We start from the raw sequence: 16,061 nt of genomic DNA on the forward strand, positions 1-16,061 counted from the left end.
ATGTGCCAGGCTCGCCCCATGCGTTACATCATCATCGGCGCGGGCGCGATCGGCGCCACCATCGGCGGACTGCTCGCACAGGCGGGCGGCGAGGTCGTCCTCGTCGCGCGCGGCCCGCACGCGGACGCCCTCCGCGCGGACGGCCTGCGGCTCACCACCGCCGACGGCACCCGCGTCCACCGGCTGCCCGTGATCGGCGGACCGCAGGCGCTGGGCGAACTGCGCCCCGACGACGTCCTGCTGCTGACCGTCAAGACCCAGGACGCCATCGCCGCGCTCGACGCGTGGGGCGACGCCGAGGTCACCGGCGGCGGCACCGCCGCCCAGCGGCTGCCGCTGGTCTGCGCGCAGAACGGAGTGGAGAGCGAGCGCCTCGCACTGCGCCGCTTCGACCGGGTCTACGGCCTGTGCGTCTGGCTGCCCGCCAGTTTCCTGGAACCCGGCGCGGTCTCCGCCCTCGGCAGCCCGCACCCCGGGATCCTGCACCTGGGCCGGGCCGCCGGGGGAGCGGACGAGCGGGCCCGGCGGATCGTCGCCGACCTGGCGAAGGCCGGGTTCGAGGCGGTGCTGACCGAGGACGTGATGCGCTGGAAGTACGCGAAACTCCTCGGCAACCTCGGCAACGCCGTCCAGGCCACCACCGGGCCCGAGCCGGACCCCGCCAAGGGCGCCCTGCTGCTGCGCGCGATCCGCGAGGCCAAGGCCGCCTTCGCGGCGGCGGGCATCGCCCACGCCTCGGAGGCCGAACAGTCGCAGGCCCGCGACGGCAAGGCCGAACAGCCCCCCGGGGTGCGCGGGGGTTCCTCCTGGCAGAGCCTGCGCCGGGGCACGGGCAGCATCGAGGCGGACTACCTCAATGGGGAGATCTCCCTGCTGGGCCGCCTGCACGGGATCCCGACCCCGGTCAACGACGTCCTGCGGCACGCGGCGAACATCTTCGCCCGCGAGGGCCTGCCCCCGGGATCCATGAGCGTCGAGGACCTCACGGCCCTCGCCGACGAGGCCGAAGCCCGCGCGTGAGCCCGTGCGTCCTCTTCGACGTGGACGGCGCGGCTCAGGCGCTCAGCGCGGGGAGTGCGCTCAGCGCGGCCGGGGCCAGCGCCGCCGCGTCGTAGCGGCGCAGCAGCAGCCGGGCCACCTCGGGGGCCGCGCCGAGGACCCCGGCCACCAGGTCCGCCCCGGCGGCCGCGGCGCCGGCCGCGATCCGGTCCGGCAGCCGGCCGGGGGCCAGGACGTACGGGGCGACCACCACGCGGTGGACGCCCTCGGCGCGCAGCGCCCGTACGGCGTCCTCCGTACGGGGCAGTGCCGCGGAGGCGAACGCGGGCCGCACGGCGCACCAGCCGGTGTGCCGCCACTCCCGCGCGATTTCAGCGATCACCGCGATCGCCTCCGGGTCTGAGGAACCGGCGGACGCGAGCACCACGCCGGTGGTCGGACGGTCGGCCGGACGCAGCCCGGCCTCCGTCAGCCGGCGCTCCAGGGCGCCGGTCAGCAGGGGCGAGGGACCGAGTACGCCGGCCACCCGCACGGACAGGCCGGGCAGCGCGGCCGTGGACCGGGCGAGCGCCGCCGGGATGTCGGCCTTCGCGTGGAAGGCGCGGGTCAGCAGCAGCGGCAGGGCCACCACGTCCCGCACCCCGTCCTCGTACAGCGCCGCGAGGACCTGCGGCACGGCCGGGGCGTTGAAGTCGAGGAACGCGGTCTCCACCCGCAGCCCCGGCCGCAGCGCCCGGACCCGCCCGGTCAGGGCGTGTACGGTCGCCGCGTGCCGCGGGTCGCGGCTGCCGTGGGCGATGACCAGCAGAACGGGCTGCACGGCGGGCTCAGCTCTTGACCAGCAGACCGCGGCTGCGCAGCACCCAGCGCTCCAGCGGGCTGAAGATGATCAGATCGATGGCGATGCCCACGAGCAGGATCAGGATGATCGCGAGGAACACCCCGGGCATGTCGATGTTGTTGCGGCCGTTCTCCAGCAACTGGCCCAGTCCCAGGCCCAGATCGGGCGAGGAGGCGATGATCTCGGCGGCCATCAGGGAGCGCCAGGAGAAGGCCCAGCCCTGCTTGAGACCGGCGAGGTAGCCGGGCAGCGCGGCGGGCATCACCACGTGCCAGGTGCCCTTGAGGCCGGTGGCGCCCAGGGTGCGCCCGGCCCGCAGGAACAGCGGCGGGATCTGGTCGTGGCCCGCGACGAGGCCGTTGGCGATCGAGGGGACCGCCCCGAGCAGGATGACGGCGAACATCATCGAGTCGTTCAGGCCGAGCCAGATGACGGCCGGAGGCACCCAGGCCACGGACGGCAGGGACTGCAGGCCCTGGAGGATCGGGCCGATCGCCGCGCGGACGAACTTCACCCGGGCGACCAGCAGCCCGAGCGGGGTGCCGATGGCCAGGGCCAGCAGGAAGCCGAGCAGACCGCGCGACACGCTGGTCCAGATGACCTCCAGCAGGGTGCCCTTGAGCCACATCGCGGACAGGCCGTCCCACACCGCGGACGGCGAGGGCAGCTTGCTCTCCTGGGTGACGTGCGCGGAGACCAGGATCTGCCAGACGGCGAGGACCAGGCCGACGGCGATGACCGGCGGCAGGATCTTCTTGACGAGGACTTCGCGGACCGGGGTGCGGTGGGTCTGGACCGCGTCGAGCGCGTCCAGCCCGGCCTCCAGGCCGGCCAGGTCGTCGCTCGTGGTCCTGTTCTTGGCCGTGGCCGTTTCGGTGATCTCAGTGCTGGCCATGGCGGCGGATCTCCCCACGCAGGTGTTCAGTGATCTCGACGGACAGCTCCGCGACGTCCGGGTCCTCGATGCGGCGCGGCTGCGGGATGTCCACGGTCCATTCCTTGGCGACCCGGCCGGGCCGCGAGGAGAGCAGGACCACGCGCTGCGCGAGCCGGACGGCCTCGCGGACGTTGTGCGTCACGAAGAGGACGGAGAGGTTGGTCTCCGCCCAGATGCGGGTCAGCTCGCCGTGCAGCACGTCGCGGGTGATGGCGTCCAGGGCCGCGAACGGCTCGTCCATCAGCAGCAGCCTGCTGTCCTGGGCCAGGGCCCGGGCGAGCGCCACGCGCTGGCGCATGCCGCCCGACAGCTCGTGCACGCGCTTGCCGTACGAGCCGCCGAGGCGGACCAGCTCCAGCAGCCGCTCCGCCTCCGGCCGGCGCTCGGCCTTGGCCACCCCGCGCAGCCGCAGGGCGAGTTCGATGTTCTTGCCCGCGGTGAGCCACGGGAAGAGGGCGTGCTCCTGGAACATCAGGGCGGGCCGCCCGCCGGGGGTCTCGATGGCCCCCGCGGACGGGGCGTCCAGCCCCGCGACCAGGTTGAGCAGGGTGGACTTGCCACACCCCGAGGCCCCCAGGATGGTGACGAACTCGCCGGGCGCGACATCGAGGCTGATGTCGTCCAGGACGAGCTGTGAACCGGCCGGGCCGGAGAAGGACTTCGAGACGTGCTCGATCCGAGCGGCGTGCGTCGCCGTCGTCGTCGCTTCGGCGCCCTCGGCAGCCTTGGCAAGCGTGGTGGCCATGGTCGTCACCTCCTGGGGGTCAACTGAACTGACGGGTGGGTTACTTGACGCCAAGACCGGCGTCGGAGACCTCGGGCTTGCCCGTGGCCTTGAGCACCTTGTTCAGGAGCGACAGGTCGTAGATACCGGCCAGGTCGGGCTGCTCGATGAGCTTGGCCTTGACCGCCCAGTCGGACTCCGTCTTCAGCGTGCTCGCCAGCGGGTCGTCGGTGACGAGGATGCTCGGCCACGCCGGGTCGATGACCTTGGCCTCCAGCTCCTTGCCGCTCAGGGTCTTGAGCGCGGCGTTCGCGGACGCCTTCGCCTTGTCCTGGTTGGCGTTGATCCACTCGTTCGTCTTGACGGTGCCGCGCAGCACGGCCTCCACGACGTCCGCGTGCTCCTTGAGGAACTTCTGCGACACGATGATGTTCGTGATCACGAACTTCTTGTCGGGCCACAGGCTGGTCTCGTCGAGCAGCACCTGACCGCCGTCGGAGACGAGCTTGGAGGCCGTCGGCTCCGGCACCCAGGCGCCGTCGATCGAGCCCTGCTTGAAGGCGTCCGGGGTGACCTTGTTGTCCGTACGGACGACGGAGACGTCACCCTTGCCGGACTCCGGGTCGACCTTCCAGCCCTTCTCCGAGATCCAGTTGAGGAACGCGACGTCCTGCGTGTTCCCCTTCTGCGGAGTGGCGATCTTCTTGCCCTTGAGGTCGTCCAGGGTCTTGATCTTGTCCGGGTTCACGACCAGCTTCACGCCGCCGGAGGCGGAACCCGAGATGATCCGCAGGTTCGAGCCCTTGGACTTCACGTAGCCGTTGATGGACGGCGAGGGGCCGATGAAACCGATGTCGAGAGAGCCGCCGTTGAGGGCTTCGATCTCGGACGGACCGGCGTTGAAGGTCTGCGGCTTGATCTTGGTGCCGGCCAGTTCCTTCTCGATCAGGCCTTCCTGGATGCCGACGAGCGCCGTGGCGTGCGTCAGGTTGGGGAAGTAGCCGATCCGGACCTCGGAGGCGGAGAGCTTCTTGGCGTCGGCCGGAGCGGCGCTCGCCTTGTCGGCGGCGGGCTCGTCCTTCGCCGCGTCGGAGCCGTAGCCGCAGGAGGCGAGCGCCCCGATCAGCAGGGGCAGGGCGGCGGCGACGATGCCGCGGTGCAGGGTCTTACGCGTGGTACCGATGGCAGGCACGGGAGGTGTTCCTCTCGTAGCGTCGTGGGATCACGACACACGTCTTCGTCTATGGAGCAAGGGCGGGTACAGCTCGTGGTGCACGTGGGGGGTGTGGGCGCGCATGCGGTGCGCGTACGTCATCGCGCACATCGCGCCACCCCTCCCTGGCCGCTGCCGAGGGCGCCGCTGCCCACGCGGCCGCCCTCCTTCGCGAAGGTCGAGAACATGTCGTTCGGCATGATCAGAAATCCCACTCCGCGTCGTCGTGGGGAGCCTGGTCGGCGGCGTCGGGCCGGGAGGCGAAGGCCGCCCCCGCCATGCCCGCCGCCAGGGTGGTTCCGTCGGCCGGGTCGATCAGCAGGAAGGACCCGGTACGGCGCGAGTCGGCGTAGGAGTCGAGCGCGAGCGGCTCGGCGGTGCGCACGACCACACGGCCGATGTCGTTGGCCACCAACTGCCCGGGCTCCGGGTGCTGGGACAGGTCGTCCAGGGTCAGCCGCGAGGGGATCTCCTTGACGATCGCCTTCACCGTGCGCGTGGTGTGCTTGAGCAGCACCCGGGCCCCCACGGCGAGCGGCTGGTCCGCCACGTGGCAGACCGTCGCCTCGACGTCCTGCGTGGTGGCGGGCGCGCTCGCGGACGGGGCGATCAGGTCCCCGCGCGAGATGTCGATGTCGTCCTTGAGGCGCAGGGTCACCGACTGGGGGGCCCAGGCGATGTCCACGCTCCGGCCGAGGGCGTCGATCCCCTCGATGGTGCTCGTACGGCCCGACGGCAGGACGGTGACGGCCTCGCCGACGCGCAGCACGCCGGAGGCGATCTGGCCCGCGTAGCCGCGGTAGTCGGGGTGCTCGGCGCTCTGCGGGCGGATCACGTACTGCACCGGGAAACGGGCCGGGCAGGCGGTGAGGTCGTGGCTGACCGGGACGGTCTCCAGGTGCTCCAGCACCGTCGGGCCGCCGTACCAGTCCATGTTCGCGGAGGGCTCCACGACGTTGTCACCGGCCAGCGCGGAGATCGGGATGGCGGTGATCTCGGGGACGCCCAGCTCCGAGGCGTACGCCGTGAACTCCTCGGCGATCGCCGCGAAGACCTTCTCCGCGTAGTCCACCAGGTCCATCTTGTTGACGGCCAGGACCACGTGCGGCACCCGCAGCAGGGCGGCGACCGCCGCGTGCCGGCGGGTCTGCTCGATCACGCCGTTGCGCGCGTCGACCAGCACCACGGCCAGGTCGGCGGTGGAGGCGCCGGTGACCATGTTCCGGGTGTACTGCACGTGCCCGGGGGTGTCCGCGAGGATGAACCGGCGCTGGGCGGTGGCGAAGTAGCGGTAGGCCACGTCGATGGTGATGCCCTGCTCGCGCTCGGCCCGCAGGCCGTCGGTGAGCAGCGCGAGGTCGGGGGTGTCCTGGCCGCGCTGGGCGGAGACGGCCTCGACGGCCTCCAGCTGGTCGGTCAGGATCGACTTGGAGTCGTGCAGGAGACGCCCGACCAGGGTGGACTTGCCGTCGTCGACGGATCCGGCGGTCGCGAAGCGCAGCAGGGTGGTCGTCGACACGTCGGCGAACTGCTCGGTGGTGGAGGTCATGTCTAGAAGTACCCTTCGCGCTTGCGGTCTTCCATCGCGGCCTCGGACATCTTGTCGTCGGCGCGGGTGGCGCCCCGCTCGGTGAGCCGGGAGGCGGCGATCTCGGCGATCACGGCGTCGAGCGTGGTGGCGTCGGAGTCGACGGCGCCCGTGCAGGACATGTCACCGACGGTGCGGTAGCGGACGAGCCGCGTCTCGGTCTCCTCGCCCTTCTTCGCGCCGCCCCACTCGCCTGCGGTCAGCCACATGCCGTGCCGCTGGAAGACCTCGCGCTCGTGGGCGAAGTAGATCTGCGGCAGCTCGATGCCCTCGCGGGCGATGTACTGCCACACGTCCAGCTCGGTCCAGTTGGAGAGCGGGAAGATCCGCACGTGCTCGCCGGGCGCGTGGCGGCCGTTGTACAGGTTCCACAGCTCGGGGCGCTGGCGGCGCGGGTCCCACTGGGAGAACTCGTCGCGCAGGCTGAACACCCGCTCCTTGGCGCGGGCCTTCTCCTCGTCGCGGCGGCCGCCGCCGAATACCGCGTCGAAGCGGTGCTGCTGGATCGCCTCGGTCAGCGGGACGGTCTGCAGCGGGTTGCGGACCCCGTCGGGGCGCTCGCGCAGCTTTCCGGCGTCGATGTAGTCCTGTACGGACGCCACGTGCAGGCGCAGCCCGTGCTCGGCCACCGTGCGGTCGCGGTACTCCAGCACCTCGGGGAAGTTGTGGCCCGTGTCGACGTGCAGCAGGGTGAAGGGGACCGGCGCGGGCGCGAACGCCTTGAGCGCCAGGTGCAGCATGACGATGGAGTCCTTGCCGCCGGAGAACAGGATCACCGGCTTCTCGAACTCGCCCGCCACCTCGCGGAAGATGTGCACCGCCTCGGACTCGAGGGCGTCCAGGTGGGACAGCGCGTAGGGCACGTCCGCCTCGGCGTGGACGTGGGCGACCGTGGTGGTCATGCCAGACCCCTCTCGTTGAGCAGCGCGAACAGGGCCGCCGCGGACTCCTGCACCGACTGGGTGTGCGACTCGATCCGCAGGTCCGGCGTATGCGGAGCCTCGTACGGGTCGTCGACCCCGGTCAGACCGGAGATCTCGCCCGCCGCCTGCTTGGCGTACAGGCCCTTCACGTCGCGCTCCGAGCAGACCTCGACCGGGGTGGCCACATGGACCTCCAGGTACGTCGCCCCCTCGGCGGCGTGCCGCTTGCGCACGGCCTCCCGGCTGTCCGCGAACGGAGCGATGACCGGGACCAGCGCCTTGACGCCGTTGCTCGCGAGCAGTTCGGCGACGAAGCCGATCCGCTGCACGTTGGTGTGCCGGTCCTCGCGGGTGAAGCCCAGCCCGGCGGAGAGGAATTCACGGATCTCGTCCCCGTCGAGCACCTCCACCCGGTGGCCCTCGCCGCGCAGCCGTTCGGCCAGCGCGTTGGCGATGGTGGTCTTGCCCGCGCTCGGCAGCCCGGTCAGCCACACGGTGGCGCCCTGGTCGCTCACGCTCATCTGCTTGCTCTCCGTCGGTTCCGTACGGTTCGTGGACTCGTGCTCCGGCTGCGGCTGGGTCATCAGCCGTGCAGCCCGCATTCGGTCTTGCCCAGGCCCGCCCAGCGACCCGCCCGCGCGTCCTCGCCCTCCGCGACCCGGCGGGTGCAGGGGGCGCAGCCGACGGAGGGGTAACCGTCCATCAGCAGCGGGTTGGTGAGGACGCCGTGCTCGGCGACGTACGCGTCCACGTCGTCCTGGGTCCAGCGGGCGATCGGGGAGACCTTGACCTTCCGCCGCTTCTCGTCCCAGCCGACCACCGGGGTGTTCGCCCGGGTCGGGGACTCGTCGCGGCGCAGGCCGGTCGCCCACGCGTCATACGCCGTCAGGCCCTCTTCCAGCGGCTTGACCTTGCGCAGCGCGCAGCACAGGTCCGGGTCGCGGTCGTGCAGCTTCGGGCCGTACTCGGCGTCCTGCTCGGCCACGCTCTGGCGCGGGGTGAGCGTGATGACGTGGACGTCCATCACGGCCTCGACCGCGTCCCGGGTGCCGATGGTCTCCTCGAAGTGGTAGCCGGTGTCGAGGAAGACCACGTCCACGCCGGGGAAGGCCCGGGAGGCGAGGTGGGCGACCACCGCGTCCTCCATGGAGGAGGTCACGGCGAACCGCTTGCCGAAGGTGTCGGCCGCCCAGCGCAGGATGTCCAGCGCCGAGGCGTCCTCCAGGTCGCGGCCCGCCCGCGCGGCCAGTTCCTTGAGGTCGTCCGTACGCGCGGCCTGAGTCGACGTCATATTTCTTCCTTTCCAACGGTGTTGGACTGAAGTCCGCGGGCCAGCAGCCCGAGGTACTTCAGCTGGAAGGCTCGATTGCAGGACCTGCATTCCCAGGCGCCGTGGCCCTGTTCGTTCGGGAACAGGTCCTCGTCGCCGCAGTACGGGCAGTAGAACGGTGCGGCGCGCTCGCTCATGCCAGGCTCTTCTCGTCGGCGCGCGCGGCCCACGCCGCGAAGCGCTCGCCGTCCTCGCGCTGCTCCTCGAAGCGCGTGACGACCCGCTCGACGTAGTCGGGCAGCTCGGTCGCGGTGACCTTGAGGCCGCGGACCTTGCGGCCGAACCCGGCCTCCAGGCCGAGCGCTCCACCGAGGTGGACCTGGTAGCCCTCGACCTGGTTGCCGTCGTCGTCCAGGACCAGCTGGCCCTTGAGACCGATGTCCGCCACCTGGATGCGCGCGCAGGCGTTGGGGCAGCCGTTGATGTTGATGGTGAGCGGCTCGGCGAAGTCCGGCAGGCGGCGCTCCAGCTCGTCGATCAGCGAGGCGCCGCGCGCCTTGGTCTCGACGATGGCCAGCTTGCAGAACTCGATGCCGGTGCAGGCCATCGTGCCGCGGCGGAACGGCGACGGGTTGACCCGCAGGTCCAGCGCCTCCAGGGCGGCGACGAGGGACTCCACCTGGTCCGCCTCGATGTCGAGCACGACCATCTTCTGCTCGGCGGTGGTGCGCAGGCGTCCGGAGCCGTGGCGCTCGGCCACGTCGGCGATCTTGGTGAGGGTGGCGCCGTCCACGCGGCCGACCCGGGGGGCGAAGCCGACGTAGAAGCGGCCGTCCTGCTGCTGGTGCACGCCGACGTGGTCGCGCCACTGGCCGGTGGGCTGCGCGGGGGCGGGGCCGTCCGTCAGCTTGCGCTCCAGGTACTCGTCCTCCAGGACCTGGCGGAACTTGGCCGGGCCCCAGTCGGCGACGAGGAACTTCAGCCGGGCGCGGGTGCGCAGGCGGCGGTAGCCGTAGTCGCGGAAGATCGAGATGACGCCCTCGTAGACGTCCGGGACCTCGTCGAGCGAGACCCAGGTGCCCAGGCGCACGCCCAGCTTGGGGTTGGTGGAGAGCCCGCCGCCGACCCAGACGTCGAAGCCGGGGCCGTGCTCGGGGTGGTTCACGCCGACGAAGGCGATGTCGTTGATCTCGTGCGCCACGTCGAGCAGCGGCGAGCCGGAGACGGCCGACTTGAACTTGCGGGGCAGGTTGGAGAAGTCCTTGTTGCCCACGATCCGGCGGTAGATCTCGTCGATGGCGGGGGTGCCGTCGATGATCTCGTCCCGGGCGATGCCCGCGACCGGCGAGCCGAGGATGACGCGGGGGCAGTCACCGCAGGCCTCGGTGGTGGACAGGCCGACGGCCTCCAGGCGGCGCCAGATCTCGGGGACGTCCTCGATCCGGATCCAGTGGTACTGCACGTTCTGGCGGTCGGTGAGGTCGGCGGTGCCCCGGGCGAACTCCTCGGAGATCTCGCCGATCACGCGCAGCTGCTCGGTGGTCAGCCGGCCGCCGTCGATGCGGACGCGGAGCATGAAGTACTCGTCATCCAGCTCCTCCGGCTCCAGGATCGCGGTCTTGCCGCCGTCGATCCCGGGCTTGCGCTGGGTGTAGAGGCCCCACCAGCGCATCCGGCCGCGCAGGTCGTTGGGGTCGATCGAGTCGAAGCCCTGCTTGGAGTAGATCGTCTCGATGCGTGTCCGCACGTTGAGACCGTCGTCGTCCTTTTTGAACTGCTCGTTGCCGTTGAGGGGCGTGTGGTGACCGACGGCCCACTGGCCCTCGCCGCGGTGGCGGCCGGGCTTGCGGCGCGCGGCTGCGGGAGCGGCTGCGGGCGTTTCGGGGGTGGCGGCCATGGCGGTACGTCCTTTTGTGGCGGCTCGAAGCAGGGGCAGGCGAAGCGGCGGTGCCCCACGGCGTGACCTGCGGTGATGCGCGGCGGTGCGCTGACAGGTGCGGCGGATCACCCCCCGTTCGCCGGTGGGCGGGGGCGGTTCTCGGCCTGCGGGGGCTTACGGAATCGACGCGTCCGCGGAGGCGGCGGCGACGAGGTGCGGCGGGGGCTGGTTCCGTCAGCGCGCCGGACAGATGGCGCTGGACATGCGGCCGAGGTCGACGTGCCGCCGACTCACCAAGGCAATTCCAGCTCCATTCATGGCGGAAGCGTGTCACGGGGCGATTGGAGGAGTCCACTACTGTCCAGCATTCGGACGAATGCGTCCCGCATCCCGAGATGTTGTGTCCCGCATCACCCCACGCACCCCCTGGGCCCCACCTCGGGGCCCCGCAGGGGGCTGAAAGGGACCCCTCCAGCCCTCCAGGCCCGTCGGCGGTCGAGGCGCCCCCGCGGACGCGGACGGGAGCGGGCCGATCCCGACGGGCGCCGCGCGTCAGGGGCTACGCCGCCCGGCATGGCCTACGTCGCGCGTCAGGGGTTACGCCCCCCCCACCATGGGCGACGCCCCCGCCACGACTACGCCCCCCGCCACGGGCTACGCCCCGGGCCACGGCCCCGGCGTAGGGGTGTCCGGCTTGGACTCCGTTTCCGTTCGGAAGACCGTGAAACCGCGCCGCAGGTAGTTGTCCATCGCCGTCGGCCCGTCCTGGCTGCACGTGTGCAGCCACACCCGCTTCGTCGCCTCCCGCTCCGGCCAGCGGTCCGCCAGGTCCCACGCGCGGGCGATGCCCACCGACAGCAGGTGCCCCCCGATCCGGCGCCCCCGGAAGTCCGGCAGCAGGCCGAAGTACATGATCTCCACCACGCCGTCGTCCTGCGGGTCGAACTCCACGTACCCCGCCGGCGTCCCCCTGTCGTACGCCACCCACGTCTCCACACCCGGCCGCCCCAGCTGCTCCACCCACTGCGCCCGGGTCAGTGACAGCCGGTCCGTCCAGTGGATGTCGCCGCCCACCGACGCGTACAGGAAGCGGCTGAACTCGGGCGAGGGGACCCGCGCGCGCGAGACTGTGATCTCGGCACCCGGAACGACCGCCGGAACGAGGTCGTCCGGAGAGGTCATCTCCAGGGACCAGGTGGTGAGGGTGAGGTTGCTCATGCTGGTCAGGGAATCACGCCCGTCCCGTTCCGGCCCAGCCGGGCCCTGATCACCGCCGGGGCGGTGGAGTGCGGCAGGAGGACGGACGGCGGCCGCGGACGGATCACCTCCACCTCCACGTCCTCCGCGAACCGGTACGGCCGGTGCGTCAGCACCCCCGCCAGGTGCCGCCGTACCCGCGACATCTCCGCGCGGACCGTCACCGTCCGCGTCGAGTCCCCGAAGAGCTCCAGCGCCAGCTCCGCCGCCGACCGCCCCCGCGGGCTCTCCGCGAGCAGGAACAGCAGCTCCGCGTGGCGCGGGCTCAGCTCCTGGGTCCAGCTGCCCGCCGCCCCGTACACGGTCGCCGACCAGGCCCGCTCCCGGCTCAGGTCGAGGACCACCCGGCCCGCCGCCGCGCCCGTACGGGCCTGCTCGACCCGGAGCAGCCAGCCGCCCGGCAGCGGCTCCACCGCGCAGTCGCCCAGCTGCGGCACCCACTGGCTGCCCGGCCCGAAGCCCTTCGGCAGCGGGATCCGTTCGGCCGGGGCCAGCCCGGTGACCGCCGCCGTCCAGCCGTGCGGGTCCACGGCGATGGCCCGCCCCGACAGCCGGGCCAGCAGCGGCGCCGCCACCGCCCGCAGCCGCTCCAGGGACTCCAGGTGGCGGATCCGCAGCTCCCGCTCGGCCAGCCGGGCCACCGAGGCCACCCAGGTCAGCGTGGCCGGATGCATGGTGGCCAGCGGCCCGCTGACGTCGACCACGCCCAGCAGCTGCCCGTCGCGCGGATCGTGCACGGGCGCTCCCGCGCACGTCCAGTCGTGGTGACTGGAGACGAAGTGCTCCGCCGAGAACACCTGCACCGGGCGCCGGGTGACCAGGGCGGTACCGACCCCGTTGGTGCCGACCACCGCCTCGTCCCAGTCCGCGCCCACCCCGAAGCCGAGCCGGTCCGCCTTGCGCAGGATGGAGGCGGCCCCCTCGCGCCACAGCAGCCGCCCGTCCGCGTCGGCGACCACCATGATGTGCGTCACCTCGTCCAGGGCGGGCAGCAGCCCCTCGCGCAGTATGGGCAGCAGCGGCCGCAGCGGCGACACCTGGCGCCGTTCCTCCGTCTCCGCGGCCGACAGCATCCGCGAACGACTGTCCCGGTCGGGGTCCACCCCGCACGCCAGCATCCGCCGCCACGAAGCGGCGATCTCGGGGCGCGGCGAGGTGGGCGGCCGGTCCCCGGCCAGTGCCGCCGCCCGTACCCCCCTGAGCAGCCGGGCCGCGTCGTGCGCGTCCATGGCGGCGAGCCGCGCCACTTCGACCGCAGCCCCCGTGGTACGCGCGCCACCTGCAGTGGTTGCCACCGGATCCTCCCCGAACGAACCGGACCGAGCGTTTGGACTCCCCATCGGACTCACAGGTTGCAACGGTCTGCAACTCTCGCCAAGTCCCGGTCGTCCGACCGAAACTGTGCGTCACGCCGACAGGCGGCGTGAAGGCTCCTCCTCGGGGCTACCCGGAGCGGGAGTGGTGCCGAGTCGGCGCGGCGCCACCCCGCTTCCGGAAGACGGGCCCGGATCCGGTCTCGGAGTGGTTTGGGGACCGCTCCTAACCCGCGATCCGCGCCCGTTCGACCACCGCGCCCAGATCCAGGGTGTGCGGCAGCGTGCCGAAGGCCGCCCCCCAGTCCCCGCCCAGCCGCGAGGCGCAGAAGGCGTCCGCCACCTGCGGCGGGGCCCAGCGCACCAGCAGCGAACCCTGGAGGACCAGCGCCATCCGCTCCACCACCCGCCGGGCGCGCGCCTCGATCCCGTCCAGGTCGGCGAGCTCCGTCAGCAGGTTCTTGATCGCCGCGTCCAGCCGGTGATCGGCGCCCCGGGCCAGGCCGACCTCCTGGAGGAACGCGTTCAGCGCCAGCGGCTCGCGCTGGAGCGCACGCAGCACGTCCAGCGCCTGCACGTTGCCCGAGCCCTCCCAGATCGAGTTCAGCGGGGACTCCCGCAGCAGCCGCGGCAGCCCCGACTCCTCGACGTACCCGTTGCCGCCCAGACACTCCAGGGACTCCGCGACGGCGGGGGTGCACCGCTTGGTCACCCAGTACTTCGCGGTGGGCACGGCGATCCGCAGGAAGGCCCGCTCCTGCTCGGTCCCGGCGTCGTACGCGGCCGCCAGCCGCAGGGTCAGCGTGGTGGCCGCCTCCGACTCGACGGCGAGGTCGGCCAGCACGTTGCGCATCAGCGGCTGGTCGATGAGCTTCGCTCCGAAAGCGGAGCGGTGCTCCGCGTGGTGCACGGCCTGGGTCAGCGCCTGCCGGACCAGCGAGGCCGAACCGATCACGCAGTCCAGCCGGGTCGCGGCGACCATCTCGATGATCGTGCGCACCCCCCGGCCCTCCTCGCCCACCCGCCGGGCCCAGGTCCCGTCGAACTCCACCTCGCTCGACGCGTTCGAGCGGTTGCCGAGCTTGTCCTTCAGCCGCTGGATCGCGAACACGTTCCGGGTCCCGTCCGCCAGTACCCGGGGCACCAGGAAACAGGTGAGCCCGCCGGGGGCCTGCGCCAGGACGAGGAAGCCGTCGCACATCGGAGCCGAGCAGAACCACTTGTGCCCGGTCAGCAGGTACTCGCCCGACGCGTCCAGCGCCGTGGCCGTCGTCGTGTTGGCGCGTACGTCGCTGCCGCCCTGCTTCTCGGTCATCCCCATCCCGAACAGGACGCCCGTCTTCTGCCCGGCCGGCCGCAGCCCCTGGTCGTAGACGTGCGAGGTGAGCCGGGGCTCCCACTCGGCGGCCAGTTCCGGATCCGTGCGCAGCGCGGGCACCGCCGCGTGGGTCATGGAGACCGGGCAGCCGTGCCCCGCCTCGGCCTGGGACCAGACGAAGAATCCGGCGGCCCGGCGCAGATGGCCCCCCTCGCGCCCCCAGGCGTCGGTGAGCCCGGAGGTCACGGCGTGCCCGAGCAGCCGGTGCCAGGAGGGGTGGAAGTCCACTTCGTCGATCCGGTTCCCATACCGGTCGTGTGTGCGGAGTTTCGGTGGGTTCTCGTTGGCCTGGGCCCCCCATTCCTGGGCCTGCGCGGACCCCGCGGCGCGGCCGAGCACGGTGAGTTCTTCCCTGGTGACGTCGAGGAGTCCAGGTGCGATGTGCCGTTCCACGCCCTCGGTGAGGGCGCGGTCCCCGCCGTAGACGTCGTACCCGGCCAGGAGCGGTACCTGGTTGATGACTGTGTGGGTGGTGGCTGCCATGCCGATACGGTAAGGAGGTGCAGCCAGCAAATGAAACACCCGAGCGGCCCACGGGGCGGCTCCACCGGGCCCGTGCCCTCTACCGCAACGTCTCCAAGCGCAAGATGGCCTGGCTGCTCCTCAAAGACACCGTCAATTCGTGCATCGAGTACCGGATCCTGGGACTCGCGGCCGAGGCGGCCTTCTTCACCCTGCTCTCCCTGCCGCCGCTGTTCCTCGGCCTGCTCGGGCTCGTCGGCTACGTGGACGGCTGGAGCGGCACCACCTCGGTGCAGAGCATCGAGGAGAACGTCCTGCGGGCGGTCGGCACGGTCCTCTCCGACCGGGGCGTCAACGACATCGCGCGCCCCATGCTCGACGACGTGACCGGACGGGCCCGCCCCGACCTCATCTCGCTCGGCTTCGCCTTCGCCCTCTGGTCCGGCTCGCGCGCCGTCAATGTCTTCGTCGACACCATCACCGTCATGTACGGCCTGGACGGGCAGCGCGGCATCGTCAAGACCCGGCTGCTGGCCTTCGTGCTGTACGTCGTCGCCCTGCTGGTCGGGTCGGTCGTGCTGCCGCTGCTCGTGGTGGGCCCGGACGCGGTGGTCCGGTGGCTGCCGTGGGGGACGGAGCTGGTGGCGGTGCTGTACTGGCCCACCGTCACGCTGCTGTCCATCGTCTTCCTGACCACGCTCTACCACGTGTCGGTGCCGGTGCGCTCGCCGTGGATCGAGGACGTGCCGGGCGCGCTGATCGCCCTGGCGATGTGGGTGCTGGGCTCGTTCCTGCTGCGGATCTACCTCACGAACACGGTCGAGGGCCCGACCATCTACGGCTCGCTGGCCGCGCCCGTCGCGGTCCTGCTGTGGATCGGCATCTCGGCCTTCGCCGTGCTCGTCGGCGCCGCCGTCAACGCCGCCATCGACCGCGTATGGCCCTCACTGGCCACGGCGGCGGCCCGCGAGGCCAACGAGCGGGTACGGGAGGCCGAGGCGGCCCAGCTGGTCGCCCGCGCGGCGGCCTGGCGGGCCCTCGCCGAGGGGGAGTCGGAGGACGACGAGGACGCGGGCATGCCGTCCGAGTTCCCCGAGCGCTGGTCGAAGTTCCTCCCCCCGGAGGACTACTCGTCCCGGCTGCGCAAGCACTAGATGATTGATTCCAAGGGGTCAGTGATCGTAGGCGGTCAGTGAGCGGAGCACTGGTTCGCCGGCCTTGGTGTTGTGCCAGATTGCGGCGGTGAGGGCCAGGATGCGTTGCAGGACGCGGACTGT

General features: G+C 71.9%; 16 protein-coding genes and 1 pseudogene. 2 read left to right on the forward strand and 15 right to left on the reverse strand.

Annotated features, from left to right (window positions below; all coding sequences use genetic code 11):
- Nucleotides 1-18: 18 nt before the first annotated feature.
- Nucleotides 19-1,020: a ketopantoate reductase family protein gene (locus tag QMF80_RS05505; RefSeq protein ID WP_283450002.1), complete on the forward strand. Its 1,002-nt coding sequence runs from the start codon at nt 19-21 to the stop codon at nt 1,018-1,020.
- 34 nt (nt 1,021-1,054) lie between these two features.
- Here QMF80_RS05505 and QMF80_RS05510 read toward each other — a convergent pair whose 3' ends face one another.
- The 14 genes from QMF80_RS05510 to QMF80_RS05570 form a co-directional block, all read right to left on the reverse strand.
- A complete protein-coding gene (locus QMF80_RS05510; protein ID WP_283450004.1) occupies nt 1,055-1,819 on the reverse strand; it encodes a sirohydrochlorin chelatase in 765 nt (254 codons plus the stop codon).
- A gap of 7 nt (nt 1,820-1,826) precedes the next feature.
- Nucleotides 1,827-2,735: an ABC transporter permease gene (locus QMF80_RS05515; protein ID WP_283450006.1), complete on the reverse strand. Its 909-nt coding sequence runs from the start codon at nt 2,733-2,735 to the stop codon at nt 1,827-1,829.
- A complete protein-coding gene (locus QMF80_RS05520; protein ID WP_283450008.1) occupies nt 2,722-3,522 on the reverse strand; it encodes an ABC transporter ATP-binding protein in 801 nt (266 codons plus the stop codon). The genes QMF80_RS05515 and QMF80_RS05520 overlap by 14 nt, the downstream gene beginning before the upstream one ends.
- 40 nt (nt 3,523-3,562) lie before the next feature.
- Nucleotides 3,563-4,684, reverse strand: a complete 1,122-nt coding sequence (locus tag QMF80_RS05525) for an aliphatic sulfonate ABC transporter substrate-binding protein (RefSeq protein WP_283450053.1) — start codon at nt 4,682-4,684, stop codon at nt 3,563-3,565.
- 232 nt (nt 4,685-4,916) lie between these two features.
- A complete protein-coding gene (locus QMF80_RS05530; protein WP_283450011.1) occupies nt 4,917-6,263 on the reverse strand; it encodes a sulfate adenylyltransferase subunit 1 in 1,347 nt (448 codons plus the stop codon).
- A gap of 2 nt (nt 6,264-6,265) precedes the next feature.
- The gene (cysD, locus tag QMF80_RS05535) at nt 6,266-7,204 is read right to left on the reverse strand and encodes a sulfate adenylyltransferase subunit CysD (protein ID WP_283450012.1); all 939 of its coding nucleotides are present in this window, start codon (nt 7,202-7,204) and stop codon (nt 6,266-6,268) included.
- Entirely contained in the window at nt 7,201-7,809 is a 609-nt protein-coding gene (gene cysC, locus QMF80_RS05540; RefSeq protein WP_349372181.1) for an adenylyl-sulfate kinase, read from the reverse strand. The genes cysD and cysC overlap by 4 nt, the downstream gene beginning before the upstream one ends.
- Nucleotides 7,809-8,516 carry a phosphoadenylyl-sulfate reductase gene (locus QMF80_RS05545; RefSeq protein ID WP_283450014.1) on the reverse strand — a complete coding sequence of 236 codons (708 nt, stop codon included), beginning with the start codon at nt 8,514-8,516 and terminating at the stop codon, nt 7,809-7,811. The genes cysC and QMF80_RS05545 overlap by 1 nt, the downstream gene beginning before the upstream one ends.
- Nucleotides 8,513-8,692, reverse strand: a complete 180-nt coding sequence (locus tag QMF80_RS05550) for a hypothetical protein (protein ID WP_283450016.1) — start codon at nt 8,690-8,692, stop codon at nt 8,513-8,515. The genes QMF80_RS05545 and QMF80_RS05550 overlap by 4 nt, the downstream gene beginning before the upstream one ends.
- Nucleotides 8,689-10,392 (reverse strand): nitrite/sulfite reductase, encoded by a 1,704-nt coding sequence (locus QMF80_RS05555; RefSeq protein WP_283450018.1) that lies wholly within the window; start codon nt 10,390-10,392, stop codon nt 8,689-8,691. The genes QMF80_RS05550 and QMF80_RS05555 overlap by 4 nt, the downstream gene beginning before the upstream one ends.
- A gap of 216 nt (nt 10,393-10,608) precedes the next feature.
- The gene (locus QMF80_RS38005) at nt 10,609-10,692 is read right to left on the reverse strand and encodes a putative leader peptide (RefSeq protein ID WP_312847410.1); all 84 of its coding nucleotides are present in this window, start codon (nt 10,690-10,692) and stop codon (nt 10,609-10,611) included.
- Nucleotides 10,693-11,028: 336 nt separating this feature from the next.
- The gene (locus QMF80_RS05560; RefSeq protein ID WP_283450020.1) at nt 11,029-11,592 is read right to left on the reverse strand and encodes a GNAT family N-acetyltransferase; all 564 of its coding nucleotides are present in this window, start codon (nt 11,590-11,592) and stop codon (nt 11,029-11,031) included.
- 5 nt (nt 11,593-11,597) lie between these two features.
- Nucleotides 11,598-12,860, reverse strand: a complete 1,263-nt coding sequence (locus QMF80_RS05565) for a GAF domain-containing protein (RefSeq protein ID WP_283450057.1) — start codon at nt 12,858-12,860, stop codon at nt 11,598-11,600.
- 310 nt (nt 12,861-13,170) lie between these two features.
- Nucleotides 13,171-14,805: an acyl-CoA dehydrogenase family protein gene (locus tag QMF80_RS05570; RefSeq protein ID WP_283450022.1), complete on the reverse strand. Its 1,635-nt coding sequence runs from the start codon at nt 14,803-14,805 to the stop codon at nt 13,171-13,173.
- A 17-nt stretch (nt 14,806-14,822) separates the two neighbouring features.
- Here QMF80_RS05570 and QMF80_RS05575 point away from each other — a divergent pair, with 17 nt between their 5' ends.
- Nucleotides 14,823-15,938, forward strand: coding sequence for a YihY/virulence factor BrkB family protein (locus QMF80_RS05575; RefSeq protein WP_283450024.1), 1,116 nt, complete (start codon nt 14,823-14,825; stop codon nt 15,936-15,938).
- 18 nt (nt 15,939-15,956) lie between these two features.
- Here QMF80_RS05575 and QMF80_RS05580 read toward each other — a convergent pair.
- Nucleotides 15,957-16,061, reverse strand: a pseudogene (locus QMF80_RS05580) (IS982 family transposase); the annotation flags it as partial.

This window comes from Streptomyces sp. G-G2 (assembly GCF_030063135.1).
Taxonomy (GTDB): Bacteria; Actinomycetota; Actinomycetes; order Streptomycetales; family Streptomycetaceae; genus Streptomyces.